We start from the raw sequence: 21017 nt of genomic DNA, 5'->3' as shown, positions 1-21017 counted from the left end.
GAGAGCATGGATATCAGCAGCAGCGGGGTGTCGAACAACGGGGTGTCGAACAATGGGGCATCGAACGACCATGCCGGCGACGGCGCGCGCGCCATTCGCGGCATGATCGAGCGCATCGGCCCGGACGGGGTCAGCGGCTGGTGCCTGGACCTGAACTGCCCCCGGGAGCAGCTGGCGCTGGAGTTTCGCGCCGGCGGCAAGCCGATCGGCTTTACCACCTGCAGCATCGAGCGCGACGACGTCGATGGCGAGGAAGGGGCCTTCGGCTTTCACTGGCCGCTGCCGCGCCATATGCCCCAGGTCGCGCTCGACACCCTCGAAGCCTGGGTTTTCGACACCACCGTCAAGCTGGCGCGCGCCCCCGCGCAAGGGGACGGCACGGCGGCCGCCCGCCGCGCCGGCGGCGCCATCGCGCTCGGCCAGGTGGAAGCGGCCGGCATCGGCGGCACCATCTTCGGCGCCGAAGCGGGCCAGGCCGTCACCATCGAACTGCATGCCGACGGCCGGATGCTCTCGACGCAGGCGGCCGGCCCCGTGTTCCTGGTGCCGGTGCCGGACGCGCTGTTCGACGGCCGCGTGCACCAGCTGACCCTGCGCGTGCCGGAACTCGACGCCCAGCTGGCCCTGCCGCGCGAACTGAGCGTGTTCACGGCGCTCGATGCCGGCAGCTACCACGTCCGCAACGGCATCCTGTACGGCTGGATCGATCCGCTCAAGGTGCCCGGCGGCTCGGCCGAGCTGCGCGTGGACGACGGCGCGCGCAGCCTCGGGCGCATGCCGGTCGACGCCGCTGCCGAGCCGGGCGCGCCGTTCAACTTCAAGTTCGAACTGCCTTTCAGCCTGTACGACGGCGCAGCGCACGCCATCGCCATCAACCTGCACGGCACGCGCTGTCGCCTGCGCGCCCAGGGCGGCGCGCCCTCGCTCGGATGGCGCCATCCGGTGGTCGGCCGGGTCGACCAGGTCGGCGCCAACAGCCTGCAGGGCTGGGCGCTCGACACGCGCGACAGCGGCCAGGTCCTCAGCGTCGGCCTGTACGATGGCGAGCAGCTGCTGTGCCAGTGCCAGACGCAGGTGCTCCGGCGCGACGTCAACCAGCTGCTGCAGACGGAGGGCAAGCACGGCTTCGAACTGGTTTTCCCGGCCGCGCTGTACGACGGCCAGGCGCGCCGCATCGGCGTGCGGGTGGACGGCACGCCGCTCAACTTCCGGCTCGAACACGACGTGCCGCTGCAGCTCACGCCGGAGCAACTGGCGCAGATCCCCCCGGCCGAGCGCTACCACGGCCATGTCGAGCAACTCAACACCGGCGCGATCATGGGCTGGGCCTGGGACCGCAAGAATCCGGCGCTGCCGCTCCACGTCGCGATCTACATCGATGGCGAGCTGCTGGCGGTGGAAAAAGCGAACCGCTTCAACGCACGCCTGCGCAGCGACGACCGGCACGGCCACCATGTCTTCATGGCCCGCTTCCCGGCCCGCCTGATGAATGGCGCGATGCGCAAGGTCAGGGCCGTGATCGTCGAGGGCAACCTGGACATCAAGATCGAGAACGACAGCCTGCGCTTCCCCCTGGTCGACTTTTTCGGGCGCCAGATCGCGCCGCAGCCGGACGGCCACTACAGCCACCGCGCGCCGCCGCAACTGTGGCAAGGCAAGCGCGCGCGCCTGCCGGCGCCGGCGGCGGAGCCGGGCCTGCCGCTGATCTCGATCATCGTCCTGAACTGGAACGGCGCCACCATCCTGCGCGACCTGCTCGAATCGATGCTGCGCGTGGACTGGCTGCACGACTACGAACTGCTGCTGATCGACCATGGCTCGGTCGACGACAGCCTGGCCGTGGCAGCCGGGTATGCCGAGCGCCTGCCCTTGCGCATCGTCGCGCGCGGCGTCAATTTTTCGTTCTCGGCCTCCAACAACTACGGCGCCACCCTGGCGCGCGGGCGCTACCTGGTGTTCGCCAACAACGACCTGGTCATGCTGCACGACTGCCTGGCGGCAATGCGCGCCCACCTGGACGACCCACGGGTCGGCGCGGTCGGCCTGAAGCTGCTCGAACCGCTGGCCAGCGGCCCCGACGCATGGCGCTACGTCACCCACCACCAGGGCGTGCAGTTCAAGGTCGACATCCTGGCCGGCAAGGGCCAGCGCTACTACGCGCCGATGGAAGTGGGCGAGCAGCCGCACGCCGACCTGGCCGGCTGCTACGACCTGCCGGTGGCCACCGGGGCCCTGCTGATGTGCCGCGCCGACGAATTCAAGGAGGTCGGCGGGTTTTACGAAGGGTATGTGTACGGCATGGAAGACGTCGACCTGTGCCTGGCCCTGCGCCTGCGCCTCGGCAAGGCGGTGCTGTGCGATACCGCCGCCGTGGCCCTGCACAACCGCAGCGCCACGCGCGACTCCAAGATCCGCGCCGGCGACCAGCAAAAGATGTACTCGACCAAGCTGCACGCCAACAACCGCAAGCTGTACATCCAGCGCTACGGCCGCCAGCTGACGCGCACCATCATGCGCTCGCTGGTCGAGGGCGAGACCATGTGGCGCCCCACGCCGCTGCGGGTAACCATCGCGGTGACCGCGACCGCCATCGGCACGGCGGCCGGCGACTTTTTCACCGCACTGGAACTGGGCGAGGCCCTGCACCGCCTGTACGGCTGGGAAGTCATGTTCGCCGCGAATACCACCCACCAGCTGCCCGGCACCGATGTGCTGGTGGCGATGCGCCACGACTACGCGATCGACAAGATCAGCGAGGCCAATCCCGGCCTGGTCACGGTGGCCTGGGTGCGCAACCGGGTCGACCAGTGGCTCGACGCGCCGCACCTGCAAGCCTACCAGCTGATCTTTGCCTCCTCGCACAAGGCCATCGCGCATATCCGCGACGCCACCGGCATCGAGGCCACCCTGCTGCCGATCGCCGCCAACGCCGGGCGCTTCAAGCCGCTGCCGGCGGCGCCCGAACACGCCAGCGACGTCACCTTCACCGGCAGCTACTGGGGCGCCGAGCGCGAAGCCATCGGGCTGCAAGACCTGGAGCGCGAGCGCTACCGCTTCGCCATCTACGGCCACGGCTGGCAAGACCGGCCCGACTGGAAGGCCAACTGGCGCGGCGCCGTGCCTTACGCGGCGCTGCCCGGGATCTACAACGCCGCCAAGATCGTGCTCGACGACGGCCACCCGGTCACGCGCAGCTGGAATTCGCTCAACTCGCGCGTGTTCGACGCCCTCGCCAGCGGCAAGCTGGTGCTGACCAACTGCCGCGGCGGCGCCGACGAACTGTTCCCCGGCCTGCTGCCGGCCTTCGACGACGGCCAGCAGCTGCAGGCCCTGCTGCGCCACTACCTCGACCATGACGAAGAACGCGAGGCGCTCGCGGCCCGGCTGCACAAGGAGGTGCTGGAAAAGCACACCTACGACCAGCGCGCCGCCACCTTCCGCGAGGGCTTGCGCGGCCTGCTGGCGCATACCCTGCGCTTTGCCATCAAGATCGGGGTGCCGGCCATGGACCAGCGCGAGCAATGGGGCGACTGGCACTTCGCGCTCGGCATCAAGCGCGCGCTGGAAAAGCGCGGCCATGTTGCGCGCATCGACATCCTGCCCGACTGGTACAGCGGCCTGGCCGCCGCCGACGACGTGGTGATCGTGCTGCGCGGGCTGTCGCAGTACCAGCCGCAGCCGACCGCCATCAACCTGGCCTGGCTGATCAGCCACCCGGACGAGGTGACGGTGACCGAACTGCAGCAATACGACCACGCCTTCGTGGCCTCGACCAGTTTTGCGGCATGGCTGGGCGAACGCATGGGCGACCAGGTCAGCCCGCTGCTGCAATGCACCGATCCGGCCCTGTTCTATCCGGAGCTCGACGAGGAACTGGAGGTGCCGGAGGTCGTTTTCGTCGGCAATTCGCGCGGCCAGCTGCGCGAGGTGGTGCAGTATGCGCTGGCCGGCGGGGTCGACTTCAGCGTGTACGGCGGCCTGTGGGAAGGGATCCTGCCGCCGCAGATGGTGCGCGCGACCTACATCCCGAACCAGCGCCTGCGCCATTACTACAGCGCCGCCAGGGTGGTTCTCAACGACCATTGGAGCGACATGCGCAGCCAGGGATTCATCTCGAACCGCCTGTTCGATGCCGGCGCCTGCGGCGCGACCATCGTCAGCGACGACATGCAAGCGTGTCGCGCTCTGTTCGGCGATGCGGTACATTACTACAGCACGCCGGACAACCTGGCGGACGAGGTCGCGAAGCTACAACGCGGCAAGACAAAAACGGATAAGGGGGGCAAGCGCTTGCGTGAACTGATCATCAACCACCATACTTTCCAGCACCGGGTCGACGAGATCCTGCAGGTCGTCGCCAGGCTCGCGCCGGACACGGCCGCCATGCCCCGCGCCGCAGCCACGGGAGCGGCGGCATGAGCGCCGTCCTCGACCCCGGCGTGGCCGAACGCCCGCTGATGCCGCCGGCGAACCTGCGCTTCATGGCGGAGAGCGAAGACGCGTTTTTCCCGATCTGCGACCACCTGTGCCAGAACGTGCTCGACCGCAAGGTCAGCCTCGACGCCGACCTGCTCGACATCGGCTGCGGCTACGGCCGCCTGGCGTACGGACTGCGCCGCGCCGGCTTCAAGGGCAGCTACCGCGGTTTCGACATCCTGTCCCAGCAGATCGGCTGGCTCAACCGGCACTTCGCGGGACCGGACGACGGCGCGCGCTACAACTTCGACTTCCACAACGTGCACAACGCCCGCTACAACCCGTCCGGGCTGCCCTTCGAAGACGTGGCAGTGCCGTATGCCGAAGCGAGCTTCGACTGCGTGACCTCGTTCTCGGTGTTCACCCACATGTTCGAAGACGATATCCGCCAGTACCTGCGGCGCATCCATCCGCTGGTGCGCGCCGACGGCATCTGGATCGCCACCTTCTTCAGCCTGCCGGACGACTTTTCGCTGGCCAGGCAGCACCCCGGCGTGCGCTACCGGCTGACGGAGCAGGTTTCCGACCACTGCTACCTGCACAACGCGGCCGAACCGCTGCATGTGATCGCCTACAAGGAAACCTTCCTGCGCCAGCTGTTCGACGAAGAAGGCTGGGAAGTGGCCGCCTTGCAGCGCGGCAGCTGGCTGCGCGACCCCGGCGACGACGAGTTCCAGGACTGGTTCGTGCTGCGCCACAAGCGGGCGGCAAAGGAAGCGGCGCCGCCCGCCTGCAATATCTGCGGCGGCAGCGACTTCGGCCCCGGCCCGGCCGGCCGCCTGGCCAGCACCGGCGCCCCGCCCTGCTGCCGCGCGTGCGGCGCGCTGGAGCGCCAGCGCGTGGTGCGCCACATGTTCCAGGCGCTGCCGGTGGGCTTTCTCGACTGGCGCCGCAGCCTGCAGTTCAGCCCGGACCAGGCGCACAATCCGGCCTGGTTCCGCAGCCACGAGGTATCGGTGTACGAAGGCGAAGGCAGCCTCGACATCCAGGCGATCGACCGGCAGGACGCCAGCTACGATTACGTCACAGTCAGCCACGTGCTCGAATGCATTCCGCGCGACCTGGCCGCCTTCGACGAACTGTATCGCGTGCTCTCGCCGCGCGGCCTGCTGCACATCGGTTTCGGCGGGGCCCACACGCGCGAAGCGACCGAGGATTTCGCGGTGCCGGTCGACCGCTACGCCAACCTGCACCGCTACGGGCGCGACGTGTACCAGCGCTTCGGCTGCGCCGCCAAGGGCATGGGCATGCTGGCCGTGCAAGGGACCGACCCGGTCACCGGCGCCATCGACGTGGCCCACCTGTTCGCCAGGGACCCGGCCGATATCGCGCGCCTCAAAGCCTGGCTGCTCGCCTGGGATCCGGCACTGCGCATCGCCGACGAACAGCTGCCATGAACCGCGACCCCACGGCGGCCTGCCACCGCACGGATGCGCAATGCAATCTGTGCGGGGCCGGCATGCACGCCGCCGCGGGCGCACCTTGTCCGCAGTGTGCCAGCACGCCGCGCCAGCGCCTCATGCGCAGCGCATTCCAGGCGCTGCCGCACGGTTTGCTGGCCTGGCGCACGCTGGCGCCCGCGTCCGGCCCGCACGGGCTGGACGCGCGCTGGTTCACGGGCCGCGCCACGCCGGCCGATCTGGCCGTCGCCAGCCTTCCCGGCGCGCTCGATGCGCTCGACGCCCTGTCGGCGCGCGGCGTGGTGTACGTCGATGGCGATGGCGATGGCGCCGCCCTGCCTGCGCAGTTGGCACTGAACGCCGCCAGCTGTACGCTGATCGCCATCGACGCTGGCGATCGGCGTACAGCTGGCGGCGGCGCGCGCCTGTGCGCCAGCCTGCTGCTGCGCGACGCGGCCGACGCGGCGCGCTGGCTGCCGTACCTGCAAGCGTGGCACGGGCCGGGCGCCGTCACGGCGAGCGTGGTCGACGATCCGTTCGCGCCGCTGCGCACCGAACTGGCGGTCTGGCAAGCCGAAGGGCGCGAGTGCAGCTTCTGGTGGCGCGACGACGACCTGGTCGCCGACAGCCCCGCCTTGCGCCGCCTGGCCGCGCTGTCGCAGCGCCACGCGGCGCCGGTGCTGGTGGCGGTCATTCCCGAGCAGGCCGACGCCGCCCTGGCGTGCGCCACCGGCGAGGGCATGCCGACCCTGGTCTTTTGCCAGCACGGCTGGGGCCACGTCAACCATGCCGCAGCGGACCAGCCCAACAGCGAATTCGGCCCTGGCCGCGAGCAGGAAGAGGCCGAGGCCGACCTGGCGCGCGGCAGCGCGCGCATGCGCGCGCTGTTCGGCGAGCGCTTCATGCCGGTCATGGTGCCGCCCTGGAACAAGCTGGCGCCGGCGCTGGCGGCGCGCCTGCCCGCGCTCGGCCTCGCCGGCGTGTCGCAATACCTGTCCGAGCCGCATGCCCCGGTGGACGGGCTGGTAAGGATCGACACCCACCTCGACATCGTCGACTGGCGCAACGGCGCCGGCGTGCGCGATCCGGCGGCGCTGATCGAGCGCCTGGTGGCGATCTTGCAGATGGGCCGCAACGGCCAGTTGCGCGAACCGGTCGGTGTGCTCAGCCACCACCGCGTCATGGCCGACGGCACCTGGCGCTTCCTCGACCGGCTGCTGGCCGTAACGGCCGAATTTGCCTGCGTGCGCTGGCTGCACCCGCACGAGGTGTTTCAAGGGATGAACTCCATGCTCCACCAGGAAGCGCCATGCGCTGCCTGATCGTCGGCGCCGGCAAGACCGGCACCACGGCGCTGCTGTACGCGGTGGCGCAAGCCATGGGCGGCGAGCCGGCCATCCATTTCGAGGACCGCATCGCGGCCCTGCCGCCGCTGGCGCCGCACACGGCGGCCAAGGTGCTGTTCGAAGACGAGCGCGCCGACCACATCGCCGCCTTCGGGAACCGATTCGATCGCCGTGTCCTGCTGGTGCGCGACCCGCGCGATAACCTCATCAGCCAGCTGCTGTACGCGGTCGCGACGCACCGGGTCCAGATGGACGATCCGGGCTGGCTGCGCACCATCGCCCTGCTGCTGCAACGCAAACAGGAAAACCCGGCCTCGGTCGCCTTGCAGGATTTCCCGCAACTCAAGCCGCCTTCGGCCCTGCTGGACCTGGTCTGCGCCGCCAACCGCTCGCTGGCCGCCTTCGCCCGCGCGCATGCCGGGGACTGGTTCATCCTGCGCTACGAAGACATGGTGGCGGGCCGGCTCGAGGCCCTGTCGGCCTACCTGGGCCTGACCGTGCAGCCCGACCCCAAGATCGATCCGGCCTACCAGCGCGTGGCGCGCACCAAGGGCGCCGGCGACTGGCGCCACTGGTTCACCCGCGAGGACGTGGCGCATTACCGGCCGCTGCTGGCGCCCCTGATGGCCGGCCTGGGCTACGCCGACGACTGGACCCTGGCCGACCCGCCGCACATCGCGCCCGAGCACAGCTGGGTGTATTTCGAGCGCCTGGTGCGCGAACGGCGCCAGTTCTTCGGCCTGCCGCCGCTGGCGCTGCCCGCGCCCGGCCAGCACGATCCTGACACCCCGATCCGCATCGGCAAGGCCGACGTCATCAACCGCCTGGTACGCCAGTTCGGCTACAAGCGCTATCTCGAATACAATAAGCTCGACGGCGGAAAATGCTTTGCCGACGTCGTCTGCGAGAGCAAGACCCTGGCCTTCATTCCCGAACACGCCTACCTCGACGCGGACGCCACCGAGCGCCTGCTGGGCACCACCGCCACCTTCGGGACGCGCGACATCCTGACCCTGCCGCAACTGCTGGAGCGGCATGCCGGAGAACGCTTCGACCTGATCCTGTACGACCCGGTGCACGTGCGCCCGGAGGTCGACCAGGTGGCGCGCGCGCTGCCGGCCCTGCTCAACCCGGGCGGGATCCTGATCGTGCACGACTGCAATCCCGAAAAAGAGGAAATCACCACCGTCAAGCGCTGTCCCGGCGCCTGGGTCGGCGAAACCTACAAGGCGTTTGCGCTGCTGCGCCACCATAATCCGGGCAAGGCGCTCACCGTGGGCGAGGATTTCGGCTGCGGCCTGGTCTGGAACAAGGACCTGGTGCTGGACTACCCGCTCGACGCCGACCTCAGCTACCAGCAATTCGACGCCCAGCGCGCCTCGTACACCGGCTTGATCGGCTACCATCAATTCCTGCAGAAGACCGCCTCGGGCAACATCGCCGACCTGTTCGCCGCGCCGCCCGCCCCCGCGCCGCTGCGCTTCCAGCGCAAGCCGGCGCCGCCGCCGCGCATGGAAAGCCAGCTGTTCTGGTGCGGGCCGGAGCAGGATTTCAGCGAGGAACAGTCGCTGATCCTGCCGATCGCGCTCGACGGCAACCCGCAGGCGCTGCTGTTTACCTTTCCGCCGGCGGCGGGCCCGATCGGGCGCCTGCGTTTCGATCCGGCCGACGGCGTCGTCGCGCTGCGCCTGGCCTCGCTGGAACTGATCAGCGCGAAGGGTGCGCTGATGTGGCGCTGGGACGCCGACGGGCATGCCGGCCAGGATTGGCGCGGCGTGCGCTTTTGCGAGGTCGGCGGCGACACCCTGCTGCTGACCACGGGCAGCGATCCGCAGTTCCACCCGGCCCTGCCCGCCAGCGTGCGCGCCCGGCTCGGGGCCGGCTGCAGCCTGTCGGTGGTGATGGCGCCGCAGCCGCCGCTGGCCGGCACCCTGCTGGCGGCGCTGGAGGCGGCGCGCCGGGAGGCAGCGCATGAATGAAGCGGAACAGACCGCCGCGCACTGGAACGCGCCGCCGCCGCTACCGAAGCGCACGCGCTGGTGGCAATCGCACGCCATCATCCGCCATATCAACCGCCGCATCGCGGGCGAGGAAAGCGAGGGCACCGCCGGCGGCGACGCGGCCCTGCTGCGCGCGCAAAACGGCGGCGCCGCATTCGGACGCGCCGTCTCGGTCGGCTGCGGCACCGGGTATCACGAGCTCGAATTGCTGCGCGCGGGCGTGGTCGGGCACTTCGACCTGTACGAAATCGCTCCCAGCCGGGTGGCGGCGATCCACGCGCGCGCCAGCGAGCTGGGATTGAGCACCCGGGTGTCGGTCAGCAGCACGGATCCCTTCGCCGGGGCCGCGCCGGAACAATACGACCTGGTCTACTGGCGCGACGCCCTGCACCACATGAATCCGACGCTCGACGCGGTGGCCTGGAGCCGGCGCGTGCTGAAAACCGGGGGCCTGTTCTACATGCACGAGTGCGTGGCGCCCAGCTACATGCAATGGAGCGAGCATCAGCTCGACCTGGCCGAGCGCATCCGCCAGATGCTGCCGCCGCGCTACCTGGCCGATCCGTATGCGCCGGAACGCCTGGTGCCGCTGCGCCGCACCCGCCCGACCATCGCCGGCATGCGCGCGGCCGATCCGAGCGAATGCATCGACAGCGCCAACATCCTGCCCAGCGTGCGGGCGGTGTTCCCGAACGCGGCCATCGTGCCGGCCGGCGGCATCGTCTACATGCTGGCGCTGAACGATATCCTGGCCAACCTGGACGAAGAGCGCGACGACGGCCTGCTGGCCGCCTTGCTCGGCATCGACGATCTGTACTGCGAGGCGGGCGAGTTCGTGTATGCGGTGGCGCATGCGCGCAAATGCGACCCGGCCGCCGCCTACATCTGATGCAGGACGCGCCGTTCGCGCAGCAGGACCAGCAGCGAGGCCAGGGCGTCGTCGACCGAGCCGCCGGCGGTGTCGAGCACCAGGTCGGGCGCGGCCGGCGCTTCGTAGGGCGAGGAGATGCCGGTGAACTGGGGCAGCCGGCCGTCGCGCGCGCGCCGGTACAGGCCCTTGACGTCGCGCTCCTCGCACACCGCGAGCGGGCAGCGGCAAAAGATTTCGAGGAAGTCGCCGCCCGGCGCCAATGCGCGGGCGCGCGCGCGGTCCTCGGCGAAGGGCGAGATGAAGGCGCAGATGACGATCATGCCGGCATCGGCGAACAGCGCGGCCAGTTCGCCGGCGCGGCGGATGTTTTCGCTGCGGGCGGCGTCGGAAAAGCCCAGGTCCGAGCACAGGCCGCTGCGCAGCTGGTCGCCGTCGAGCACGTAGCTGCGGCAGTCCATCTCGAACAGGCGCCGCGCCAGCGCCTGGGCCACGGTCGACTTGCCGGCGCCGGACAGGCCGGTCAGCCACAGCACGGCGCCACGGTGGCGGTTCTGGGTAGCGCGCTCGGCGCGGGTGATGCTGGGGGCAGTCGATGGCATGGCGGGACTCGGCAAAAGGGGTTGAGCGGAATGGCGCGACGATATATTCACATAAACAATGCCTTCGCGACAGGTTTTCCGGACGCGCGGAGCAGATTTTTTCGGATCGGGGCGCATGGACACGCAATCGGCGATTGAACGCATGCAGGCGCCGGCGGCGCCGCTGTGCAACCTGTGCGGCGGCACGCAGTTCGGCCCCGGTCCGGGCGGACGGCTGGGCAAGGACCGGCTCGGCCCGCACTGCCTGGCCTGCGGCTCGCTGGAGCGGCACCGCGCCGGCGCGCGCGTGCTGCAGGCGCTGCACCAGGGCGACCTGGACTGGCGCCACGCCCTGCTGCTGGGAAGCGAACACGGCGCCGACCCGCGCTGGTTCGCCCGCTGCCAGGCGCTGCCGTCCGAACGGCCCGGCAGCTTGCCGGCGGCGCTGGCCGGGCGGACCGCCGGCAGCGTCGATTTCATCGGGCTGATCCATATGTTCGAATACCTGGACGACGACCGCGCCGCCTTCGCCCGCTTGCTGCGCCTGCTGTCGCCGCGCGGCATCCTGCAGGTCTGCTTCGCCGATCCGCTGGCGCGGCCGTGGACCGCGATCCAGGCCGGTCCGGCGGGCAGCGTGCGGCGCTGGTACGGACGCGACCTGGCCCGGCATTTCCGCTGCGACGCGCAGCGCATCGAGGTGCGCATGCACGAAGCGGCCGACCCCGGCACCGGCCTGGTGCTGCCGGTCCACCTTTTTTATCACCAGCCATGAAAGCGCCACGCCGATGAACGCCGACGAACTCGCCAGCAAGAAGGACTACATCCGCCAGCGCGTCAAGGGCCTGGACAAGGCGCTGCTGCCGCTGGGCGACCCGGCGGGCAAGGACGTGCTGGTGTTCGGCTGCGGCCTGGGCAACGAAGTGCTGTGGAGCGCGCGGCGCGGGGCGCGTTCCGTGCTCGGCATCGACCTCGGCATCAGGGGCCACGAACCGCTGGCCGAGCTGATGGCGGAAGAAGGCTTCGGCGATTTCTGCTACGCCATGCACGAATGCAATGTGCATGACCTGGCGCTCGACCATCCGGGCCGCTACGACCTGATCGTCTCGAACGGGGTGTTCGAGCACGTGAGCGACCTCAAGGGTGTGCTGAACGCGCTGCGCCCGCTGCTGCGGCCAGGCGGGCGGATGGCGCTCTACGCCGACGGGCTGTGGTTTTCGGCCATCGGCGGCCATCTCGGCAAATGCAACTGGGAACACCTGTGGATGGCGCCGCACGAGATCAAGGAGCAGTTCCCGGATCGCTGGCACGCGTATATCAGCAACCTGAACCGCATGACGGCGGCCGACTTCCTGCAGGCCGTGCGCGACGTGGGCGCGCTGGTGTTGCAGTTTAACGTGCGCAGCGATCCCTACCTGCCGAACCTGGCGCCGCTGATGGCATCGATCCGGGCGCGCCAGCAAGTCTCGCCGACCGACCTGTCGATCACCTCGGTCGGCTGCGAGCTGTGTTTTCTGGAGCATCTGTGATGGTGCGAATGTTAAACAATTCGATACCCGTGGCGCCGCATTTCACATAAAATCGGCATGTCGAATTGCCGACCTTCAAGGGATACCCCATGATTCTTGTAACCGGTGGTGCCGGCTTTATCGGATCGAATTTCATCCTCGACTGGCTCGCGCACAGCGACGAGCCGGTGCTCAATCTCGACAAACTGACGTACGCGGGCAACCTGGATAACCTGGCGCCGCTGCGCAACGATGCGCGCCATATCTTCGTGCAGGGCGATATCGGCGAGCGCGCGCTGGTGTCGACGCTGCTCGCCAGGCACCGTCCGCGCGCGCTGCTGCATTTTGCCGCCGAGAGCCATGTGGACCGCTCGATCGATTCGCCGGGGGAATTCATCGCCACCAATATCAACGGCACCTTTACCCTGCTGGAGGCGGCGCGCGCGTACTGGCAGGAACTGGACGGCGCCCGGAAAAGCGCCTTCCGCTTCCTGCACGTGTCGACCGACGAAGTGTACGGCACCCTGGGGCCGAACGATCCGGCATTTACCGAGCAATCGGCGTATGCGCCGAACAGCCCGTACGCGGCGTCCAAGGCCGCTTCCGACCATCTGGTGCGGGCCAGCCATCACACCTACGGCTTGCCGACCCTGACCAGCAATTGCTCGAACAATTACGGGCCTTGCCAGTTCCCCGAAAAGCTCATTCCGCTGATGATCGCCAATGCGCTGGCCGGCAAGGCGCTGCCGGTCTATGGCGACGGGCGGCAGATCCGCGACTGGCTGTATGTGGGCGACCATTGCGCGGCGCTGCGCCGCATTCTCGAGGCCGGCCGTCCGGGCGACGTCTATAACGTGGGAGGGCAAAACGAAATGAGCAATATCGACGTGGTGCACACGCTGTGCGACCTGCTCGACGCCGAAGCGCCGGCGCAGGCCAGCTATCGCGCACAGATCGCGCACGTGACCGACCGCGCGGGCCACGACCGCCGCTACGCGGTCGACGCCGGCAAGCTGCAGCGCGAACTGGGCTGGGCGCCGGCCGAGGACTTTGCCAGCGGGCTGGCGCGCACCGTGCGCTGGTACCTGGCGCACCGCGACTGGGCCGGGGCGATCGCCTCGGGCGCGTACCGGGACGTGCGCTGGCCGGCGGGAGTGGCGGCATGAGCGCGCCCTTGCAGCGCAAGGGCATCATCCTGGCCGGCGGTTCCGGATCGCGCCTGTATCCGGTCACGACCAGCATTTCCAAGCAACTGCTGCCGGTGTACGACAAGCCGATGATCTACTATCCGCTGACCACGCTGATGCTGGCCGGGATCCGCGATATCCTGATCATTTCGACCCCGCAGGATACGCCGCGTTTTCGCGAGCTGCTGGGCGACGGCAGCAGCTGGGGCCTCAACCTCGAATATGCGGTGCAGCCCGCGCCGGACGGCCTGGCGCAGGCCTTCATCATCGGGCGCGCATTCGTCGGCAACCGGCCGTCGGCGCTGATCCTGGGCGACAATATCTATTACGGCCATGAACTCGACAACAAGCTGAAAAAGGCCAACGACCACCACGACGGCGCCACCGTCTTCGCCTATCACGTGCTCGATCCGGAACGCTACGGCGTGGTCGAATTCGGCGACGAGCAGAATGCCTTGTCGATCGAAGAAAAACCGAAGGCGCCGAAGTCGAATTACGCGGTGACCGGGCTGTATTTCTACGACCGCCAGGTGTGCGACATCGCCGCCGAGATCCGCCCGTCGGCGCGCGGCGAGCTGGAAATCACCGACGTCAACCGCGCCTATCTGGCCGCCGGACAATTGCACGTGGAAGTGATGGGGCGCGGCATGGCCTGGCTCGATACCGGGACCCACGAATCGCTGCTCGATGCGTCGCAGTTCATCGCCACCATCGAAAAGCGCCAGGGACTGAAGATCGCGGTGCCGGAAGAAGTCGCGTACCGCAAGGGCTTTATCGGCGCCGAGGAACTGGAAGCGCTGGCGCGGCCGATCAAGGACAATGCCTACGGCAAGTATCTGCTGCGCGTGCTGTACGACCGGATTTTTTAGCAATCCCGCGTTGCCGGGACCGAAACGGACAACCCTCCATGCCCGCGGTTCTATTCGCGACGGCCATCGGACCCCGATCTTTTGCGAAGGCTATGGATTGCCGGGCAAATAGTCCACATGGCTGATGTAATTGCGCACATCCTGTTTAAGCAGATTTCCTGTGGGATGGTGGCGGCGATGCGGATTGTGCAAGGTCACACCGTTGTCGTCGAGTACCGCTACGACATAGACGTGATCTTCCAGCAAACCGTTGAAGGCTGCACCCAGCCCCGCCAGGTCCACCGACATGTCGGCCAGCCCGACGCTCAGGTCCGCATTCTTCTTGGTCGTCATCGTCATGGCGGCCTGCTTGTCGAACTGCTCGGTTTTGAGATTGGCCCAGTTTGCGTCGTCCATTGCCGAGCCGCTCAGGCGCGTCGCTGCGCCGCCGCCGAGCATTGTAAAGCCGAGCCGGGCTTCTTTGTCATCCAGCGCCTGGTAGCCACCCATCACGGTGGCTGCGGCTTTCTCGAAAATCGCGGGCCAGATGGCGGTCGTCGTCGGCGCCTGGTCGAACGCATCGGGAAGCCCCTGCTGCTGGCCGGCATACACCAGTTCGCGGACCTGCGAGGTGGTATCGGCCGCGCTGTAGGTGGCAAGATGACCGCTGACGGTTTGCTGCAGGGTCGCGAGTGCGCCCGTTGCACCGACCTGAAACAGGCGGACGGTGAAGTCCCTGGCATTGATGGCAAAGCTGGTTTGCAGATACGCGCGCCATTTGGTCGATTGCGCCATGGCCGCGAGCGGACCGATCAGCCAACAATCGCCTGTGTTTCCTTCCGAGACATCATCGCGACTGAAGGCTGGCTGTGCATTGGTATGGTAGTCCTTGTATTCGAGGCCGCCAGGTTGGTTAAGAGCGTTGCCGTGTTCATCATCGTCCAGCCTCGGCAGCACGCTGGCGAAGCTGCCATCATGTGCCTCGGAGACATAGCGGCCGTCGACGTCGGCCGCGTGATCATGGACGACGGCGTAGTTGATTCCCTGCTCCGCCTCGTTTGCCGTGACCGTCACCAGACTGTCGGTGGCAATCGTCGACGCGGTGTCGACGGCCGTCAGGCGCTTTTTCGCCCGCTTGTTCTTGCGCATCATCCTGAGCCGGCGATCGAATGAGGCGACCGCAGCCGTTGCCCGATACGTCCGGCCCTGGGCCAGCGCACGCTGCAGCGGCAAAGCATCGCCCGCGTTGAGGATCATGTCCCGGCCTGTGCCGGCCGGGTCCGGCCCCGGCCCTTGCAAAAGCGCTCGCGCCCCCATCGCATCGGCCTCCGCCTCCAGCCCCGCATCGTCATTGAGGGCGGTCCCGCCCTTCATCTGCACGGTCGGCCGAACCCGCCCCTGCGCCTGCTGAACGACATGCCAGGCCTCATGCGGCAAATGCCGCTCTTGACCAGGCGCAAGATGAATCTCGGTTCCCTGCGCATACGCGTTCGCCTGCAATTGCGCCGGCTTGTCCGAGTTGTAGTGCACTGTCACGCGATCCAAGCTCATGCCGGACAGGGACTCCATGCCCGACTTCAAGCGATCGGGCAGGCCGGTATTGTTCGGTCTTTCTTCGCGCTGCACAGGACCTGCGGTTGGCGCGGCAGGGGCGGCCTCGCCAGCAACGATCATCCCTGCCTGACGCCGCAGTGGCGCCACCCGGGGCGAGCTGTCCGCCATCCGCTGATAACGTTGCAGCCTCGCCGATGCCGGGGCGATTGCCATCAGCTCAGCCTGCTGCTTCAACTGTACGGCCTCGGGTGAACCATTCGCCAGCGCCTGATAACGCCGCAGGGTCGATACGGTGCCGCGGTTGTCCACAATCGCCGTGCTGGCGCCGTCCTGCGGCGCATCGGCCTGGAAAGCGCCAGCGAGCCGCCGCCCTGCATGCGTTTCTGCTTGATGTGTTCCGTGCGTTTTCATTGTCCTGGTTTCTACAATCAATGAAGCGGGATCAGAAGAAATGTGCGCCGCGCCGGGCAGGAGACGCAGGCCCTGTCGGCAATACGGATCCTCCACAGGATACGGCAAAAAACCTGATGGCTATCAAGAATTTTCTCGTCACCGGCCGCCATCGGGTACGCTGCCTCCCTTCATCTGGAAAAATGACATCGGCCCGTTTATAATGCCCGCATGAGTTCCCTGGCAAAGCGACAAACGCTGCACCTCTGGATCGCCTTCCTGGCCATCCTGTTCGGTGCCCTCGCGCCCGCCATCGGCAGCGCCGCCATGGCGTCCGGGACGATGGAAGTGTGTACCAGCGAAGGCGTCAGGCTGATCCAGGTCGGCGACAGCGGCGACGCCTCCGGCTCATCCCATCACGCCATGCAGCATTGCGCCTTCTGCACCACCCACGCCGGCACCCACCTGCCGCCGGCGCCGCCGGGCGGCATGCTGGTGCTCGACATCGGCCGCTCTGCCTACCCATCGCTGTTCTACCGCGCGCCGCAGCCGCTGCACGCCTGGTCCGCGGCCAATCCGCGCGCGCCGCCCCTCCTCGCCTGATCCGTCCGCGCACCCATGCCGGTGCGCCCGCGGTCCATCCAGTACCCGTTTTGCGCACCGGCTTGCCGGGGCCTCCTGCCGCCTGCGCGCGGCAACCTGAAACCTGTCTGACGAGGATGTATCTTGAAACCGACCCCTGTCGCTTCAGCGACCACGCTCGCCATCGCGATGCGAACGCTGCGCTGCTTTAACGCCGCCGCCTTCTCCGCCCTGGCCTTCTTCTATTTCGCATCGTACTGCCTGCCGGCGGCGCCCTTCTTCGCGCTGCAACTCGTGCCCGCCGCCACGACCAGCTTCACCACGCCATCACTTTCCGCCAGCAAGGACGCATCATGAAACACCGCCATCTTCCCGCCTTCCTTGTCATGGCCGGCGCCGCCCTCAACGCCGGCGCGCAGGACGCCTCCGGCATCGCCATCGAACCACGCATGCGGGTGATCGTCTCGGCCATCGGCGAAGGCTGGCGCGCGCCGCACGACGGCAGCGGCAACACCGCCCTCCTGCTGGCCGCCGCGCCGGGCTACAGCGTGGCCCAGGGCGGCGGCGTGTCCGGCCTGCCGATGGTCAACGGCCTCGGTGACGAGCGCCTGAAAATCCGCATCGACGGCATGGAAATCACTTCCGCCTGCGCCAATCACATGAACGCGCCGCTGTCCTACATCGACCCGACCCAGATCGGCCGCATCGAGGTGCTGGCCGGGGTGACGCCGGTCAGCACGGGCGGCGACAGTATCGGCGGCACCCTGACCGTCAAATCGGCCGCGCCCGCCTTCGCCACCCAGGACGAACACCTGGTCACCAGCGGCAAGCTGACCCTGAGCGGGCGCAGCAACGGCGAAGCGGTCGACGCCGGCCTCTCCGCCAGCATCGCCAGCGACCGCCTGAGCTTCGGCTACAGCATCGCGCAGGCGCGCGGCCACAGCTACGACGATGGCGACGGGCGCCGCGTCCTCGCCAGCATGTACCGCAGCACCAACCAGTCGGCCGTGCTGGCCCTGCGCGGCGACGGCCAGCGCGTCACGCTGCGCGCCGGCACCCAGCGCATTCCTTACCAGGGCTTCCCCAACCAGTTCATGGACATGACCGGCAACGACGCCACGTTCGCCAACCTGAACTGGCTGTCGACCTTCGGCTGGGGCGAGCTGGAAGCGAACGCCTACTGGCAATCGACCAAACACGAGATGGGCTTCTTCACGCCCGAACGGCCGGGCAGCATGCCGATGCTGACCGACGGCCGCAACACCGGCTATGCGGTCAAACTCACGCTGCCTGCCGGCGACGCGATGCGCGTGCGCCTCGGCCACGAACTGCACACTTTCCGGCTGGGCGACGTCTGGCCCGCCGTGCCGGGCTCGATGATGATGGGACCGAACACCTATATCAACGTCAACGACGGCCGGCGCGCCCGCGTCGCCCTGTTCGGCGAAGCCGAAACCCGCCATGACGCGCGCTGGACCTCGCTGCTCGGCGCGCGCTGGGAAACGGTGCGCATGGATGCGGGCACGGTCCAGTCCTACGGCAGCAATATGATGAACGCGGCCGACATGGCGGCGGCAAAGGCATTCAACGCGCGCGACCGGCGCCAGCGCGACGGCAACCTGGACCTGACCGCGCTGGCCCGCTTCGAAGCCGATGCGAATACGACCTACGAACTGGCGGCGGCGCGCAAGTCGCGCTCGCCCAATCTGTACGAACGCTACTCCTGGGGGCGCGGCACGATGGCCATGACCATGACCAACTGGTTTGGCGACGGCAACGGCTATGTCGGCGATATCGGCCTCAAGCCCGAAACGGCCAACACGCTGGCCTTCACCGCGCACTGGCATGGCGGCGCGGCGGACGGCTGGTTCGTCAAGCTCAATCCCTACTACAACCGGGTGAGCGACTACATCGACGTCGATACGCTGGGCCAGTTCAACCCGTACTCCAGCAAGAGCGCGCGCGGCGCCCTGCTGCGCTTCGCCAACCATGATGCCAGGCTGTACGGAGCCAATCTGTCGTGGCGCATGCCGCTGGCCGGCGCGCTGGCATTCACGGGCAATGCCGCCTACACGCGCGGCAAGCGCGCCGATGGCGGCGACCTGTATCACATCATGCCGACGAACGCCCTGCTGGCGCTGGAGCACCACAGCGGCGCCTGGACCAGCCAGGTCGACAGCAAACTGGTGGCGCGCAAGGACCATGCCGACGCGCGCCGGCTGGAACCGCAAACGGCAGGCTACGCCCTGCTCAACGCGCGCACCGCTTACCGGCTGCGCAAAGACGTGCGCCTGTCGGCCGGCGTGAGCAATCTGCTGGACAGGCAATACGCCGACCCGCTGGGCGGCGTGTATCTGTCGGGACTCAAGCTGCAGCGCGGCGCCCTGCAGGCCTTGCCCGGCTACGGCCGTTCGTTCGAGCTGGGGCTGACGGTCGCATTCTGATCCGAGGTCAATCCTGCGTACCAGGCGGCGTAAGGCGTGTTGGCGACCATGCGCCGGTTGAAGTCCGGCGCGCCATCGGTCCACCACACGGGTCCCCGTTCGCCCAGCGCGCGCTTGGCCGCGTCGACTGCGGCGCGGGCCTGGCGCTCCGCGTCGGCGTCGGCGGCCTTGCGCGCCGCGCCGACCTGCCTGCGCGCGTCCATGAGCTGGTCGACCAGTTGTTGGCGTACGTCCGGCGCGAGGCCGGGATCACTGCTGCGCCACAGGCGGCCCGCCACGACGAAGTAGCGTCCGTCGGGCGTGCCCGGATGCCTGGACGGGGCAGGCGCGCCGGCTGCAGGGCCTTGCTTAGCCAACGTACGCCTCGAGAAACTCGGCCGGCATGCGGCGCACCTTGCCGCTGCTGATCTCGATGCACACCAGGTCCCAGCGCCCGCGCAGCACGGTCACGCCGTCGCGCTCGCGGATCAGTTGAAAACGCCGTTCCATCGCTATCTTGCCATCGCCGCCGGTCAGCCAGGTGGCCAGCATCAGCGCCTCGCCCAGCACGGTCGGCAGCAGATAGTCGTATTCGCCGCGCCGGATCGCCATGGCGCGGTCGAGGCGGCGGTAATCGTCCAGGTTCAGGCCGAGCTGCTCGGAATGCGCCCAGCCGATCTGTTCGCACCACTGGACGTACACGGCATTGTTGGTGTGATCGAGTCCGTCGATATCGCCCGGCTGCGGCGTGATCGCCCGCACGAACGGATTTGCATAGTCCCAGTCCAAGACAACCCCTTTTCTAGTCAATTCGCCGCGCCACGGTCAGCCGAAGCGCGCCTGGTAATCGCTCGGCACCACGCCCAGCTGCGCGGCAAAGGCGCGGCGCAAATTGTACTCGCTGCCGAAGCCGCTCTGGCTGGCGGCGCGCTTGACAGTCATGCCGGGGCGTTCCAGCAGGCCGCAGGCGGCTTCCATGCGCAGGCGCAGCAGCAGCTGGGCGGGCGACAGGCCCGCCGCCTGGCGCAGTTGCCGGTGCAGCGTGCGCACCGACAAGGCGCACGCGGCCGCCATCTGTTCGACGTCGATGCGCTGGTGCAGGCGCGGCCGCAGCCAGGCGCTCAGGCGGCCATGCACGTCCTGCGGATCGTCCTGCGCCAGCAGCTGGGAGCTGAACTGGCGCTGGCCGCCCGGCCGCTTGAAGAACACCACCATCCGCTTGGCCACCGCCAGGCTGACGGCGCGGCCCAGGTCTTCGGCCACCAGGCTGAGCGCCAGGTCCATGCCGGCGGCGATGCCGGCCGAGGTGTACAGCGGACCGTCCTTGATGTAGATCGCGTCGTCCTGCACCTCGATGGCGGGAAACTGCGCCTGCAGCAGGGCCGCGTCGCGCCAGTGCGTCACGGCGCGGCGACCGTCGAGCAGGCCGGCGCGCGCCAGCACGAAGGCGCCGTTGCACACCGAGCAGCAGCGCGCCACCCGGGCCGCCGCCCGCCTGACCCAGGGCAGCACGTCTTGGTCGTGCGGGCCGCCGGCCGCCTCCATGCCGCGCCCGCCGGAGACGATCAGGGTCGACCCGGCCAGCGCGGCGCCCGCCGCCGGCAGCGGCTCGGCCAGGATCGCCACCCCGCACGAGGACGCCACCGCGCCGCCGCCGGGCGCGGTCATGCGGATCCGGTACGGCGGCGGGAGGCCCGCATCGCGCGCCTCGTCGTTGGCGCTGGCGAAGACCTGGGCGGGTCCGGTGGCGTCCAGCAGGACGAAGCCGGGCACCACCAGCAGCCAGATATCGGTCGTTTTCATATGGCAGATATTCCACCATGAATGTCATTTGTGTCAATCGCCAGCGTGGCATGA

At 68.5% G+C, this 21017-nt stretch carries 17 protein-coding genes; 12 read left to right on the top strand and 5 right to left on the bottom strand.

Annotation, left to right across the window (positions count from 1 at the left end):
• Nucleotides 1–6 precede the first annotated feature (6 nt).
• From EJB06_RS04990 to EJB06_RS04970, 5 genes are read left to right on the top strand one after another with little or no spacing between them, the layout of a single operon-like run.
• A complete protein-coding gene (locus tag EJB06_RS04990) occupies nucleotides 7–4419 on the top strand; it encodes a glycosyltransferase family protein (RefSeq protein ID WP_126072882.1) in 4413 nt (1470 codons plus the stop codon).
• Entirely contained in the window at nucleotides 4416–5873 is a 1458-nt protein-coding gene (locus tag EJB06_RS04985; protein ID WP_126072881.1) for a methyltransferase domain-containing protein, read from the top strand. Before EJB06_RS04990 ends, EJB06_RS04985 begins: the two co-directional genes overlap by 4 nt.
• The gene (locus EJB06_RS04980; RefSeq protein ID WP_126072880.1) at nucleotides 5870–7198 is read left to right on the top strand and encodes a polysaccharide deacetylase family protein; all 1329 of its coding nucleotides are present in this window, start codon (nucleotides 5870–5872) and stop codon (nucleotides 7196–7198) included. Before EJB06_RS04985 ends, EJB06_RS04980 begins: the two co-directional genes overlap by 4 nt.
• Nucleotides 7186–9201, top strand: a complete 2016-nt coding sequence (locus tag EJB06_RS04975; protein ID WP_126072879.1) for a hypothetical protein — start codon at nucleotides 7186–7188, stop codon at nucleotides 9199–9201. The genes EJB06_RS04980 and EJB06_RS04975 overlap by 13 nt, the downstream gene beginning before the upstream one ends.
• Nucleotides 9194–10111: a class I SAM-dependent methyltransferase gene (locus tag EJB06_RS04970; protein WP_126072878.1), complete on the top strand. Its 918-nt coding sequence runs from the start codon at nucleotides 9194–9196 to the stop codon at nucleotides 10109–10111. Before EJB06_RS04975 ends, EJB06_RS04970 begins: the two co-directional genes overlap by 8 nt.
• On the opposite strand, the gene cysC is transcribed toward EJB06_RS04970, so the two are convergent.
• The gene (gene cysC, locus EJB06_RS04965) at nucleotides 10102–10692 is read right to left on the bottom strand and encodes an adenylyl-sulfate kinase (protein ID WP_126072877.1); all 591 of its coding nucleotides are present in this window, start codon (nucleotides 10690–10692) and stop codon (nucleotides 10102–10104) included. The two genes, EJB06_RS04970 and cysC, sit on opposite strands and share 10 nt — an antisense overlap.
• Nucleotides 10693–10807: 115 nt before the next feature.
• Between cysC and EJB06_RS04960 the strand changes: the two genes are divergently transcribed.
• The 4 genes from EJB06_RS04960 (at nucleotide 10808) to rfbA (ending at nucleotide 14232) form a co-directional block, all read left to right on the top strand.
• Nucleotides 10808–11443: a class I SAM-dependent methyltransferase gene (locus EJB06_RS04960; protein ID WP_126072876.1), complete on the top strand. Its 636-nt coding sequence runs from the start codon at nucleotides 10808–10810 to the stop codon at nucleotides 11441–11443.
• A 13-nt stretch (nucleotides 11444–11456) separates the two neighbouring features.
• The gene (locus EJB06_RS04955; protein WP_126072875.1) at nucleotides 11457–12197 is read left to right on the top strand and encodes a class I SAM-dependent methyltransferase; all 741 of its coding nucleotides are present in this window, start codon (nucleotides 11457–11459) and stop codon (nucleotides 12195–12197) included.
• An 89-nt stretch (nucleotides 12198–12286) separates the two neighbouring features.
• On the top strand, nucleotides 12287–13342 hold the full coding sequence (gene rfbB / locus EJB06_RS04950) for a dTDP-glucose 4,6-dehydratase (protein ID WP_126072874.1): 1056 nt from the start codon (nucleotides 12287–12289) through the stop codon (nucleotides 13340–13342).
• Nucleotides 13339–14232, top strand: a complete 894-nt coding sequence (rfbA, locus tag EJB06_RS04945; protein ID WP_126072873.1) for a glucose-1-phosphate thymidylyltransferase RfbA — start codon at nucleotides 13339–13341, stop codon at nucleotides 14230–14232. Before rfbB ends, rfbA begins: the two co-directional genes overlap by 4 nt.
• Before the next feature lie 90 nt (nucleotides 14233–14322).
• Here rfbA and EJB06_RS31720 read toward each other — a convergent pair whose 3' ends face one another.
• Nucleotides 14323–16176: a C2 family cysteine protease gene (locus tag EJB06_RS31720; protein WP_164557817.1), complete on the bottom strand. Its 1854-nt coding sequence runs from the start codon at nucleotides 16174–16176 to the stop codon at nucleotides 14323–14325.
• A 210-nt stretch (nucleotides 16177–16386) separates the two neighbouring features.
• Here EJB06_RS31720 and EJB06_RS04935 point away from each other — a divergent pair, with 210 nt between their 5' ends.
• The 3 genes from EJB06_RS04935 (at nucleotide 16387) to EJB06_RS04925 (ending at nucleotide 19181) form a co-directional block, all read left to right on the top strand.
• A complete protein-coding gene (locus EJB06_RS04935; protein ID WP_126072872.1) occupies nucleotides 16387–16758 on the top strand; it encodes a DUF2946 domain-containing protein in 372 nt (123 codons plus the stop codon).
• A gap of 123 nt (nucleotides 16759–16881) precedes the next feature.
• Entirely contained in the window at nucleotides 16882–17094 is a 213-nt protein-coding gene (locus EJB06_RS04930; RefSeq protein WP_126072871.1) for a hypothetical protein, read from the top strand.
• Nucleotides 17091–19181: a TonB-dependent receptor gene (locus tag EJB06_RS04925; RefSeq protein WP_126072870.1), complete on the top strand. Its 2091-nt coding sequence runs from the start codon at nucleotides 17091–17093 to the stop codon at nucleotides 19179–19181. The genes EJB06_RS04930 and EJB06_RS04925 overlap by 4 nt, the downstream gene beginning before the upstream one ends.
• Here EJB06_RS04925 and EJB06_RS32415 read toward each other — a convergent pair.
• From EJB06_RS32415 to EJB06_RS04910, 3 genes are read right to left on the bottom strand one after another with little or no spacing between them, the layout of a single operon-like run.
• Complete coding sequence (locus EJB06_RS32415) at nucleotides 19139–19537, bottom strand: hypothetical protein (protein WP_126072869.1); 399 nt, start codon at nucleotides 19535–19537, stop codon at nucleotides 19139–19141. The two genes, EJB06_RS04925 and EJB06_RS32415, sit on opposite strands and share 43 nt — an antisense overlap.
• Nucleotides 19530–19949, bottom strand: a complete 420-nt coding sequence (locus EJB06_RS04915) for an acyl-CoA thioesterase (RefSeq protein WP_126072868.1) — start codon at nucleotides 19947–19949, stop codon at nucleotides 19530–19532. The genes EJB06_RS32415 and EJB06_RS04915 overlap by 8 nt, the downstream gene beginning before the upstream one ends.
• A gap of 36 nt (nucleotides 19950–19985) precedes the next feature.
• Nucleotides 19986–20963, bottom strand: coding sequence for a GlxA family transcriptional regulator (locus EJB06_RS04910; protein ID WP_126072867.1), 978 nt, complete (start codon nucleotides 20961–20963; stop codon nucleotides 19986–19988).
• Between the last annotated feature and the right edge of the window lie 54 nt (nucleotides 20964–21017).

Origin of the sequence: Massilia atriviolacea (assembly GCF_003953935.1) — a bacterium.
Classification (GTDB): domain Bacteria; phylum Pseudomonadota; class Gammaproteobacteria; order Burkholderiales; family Burkholderiaceae_D; genus Telluria_A; species Telluria_A atriviolacea.
The sequence above is the reverse complement of the archived record's forward strand: the minus strand, read 5'-3'. Positions and strand labels throughout refer to the sequence as shown.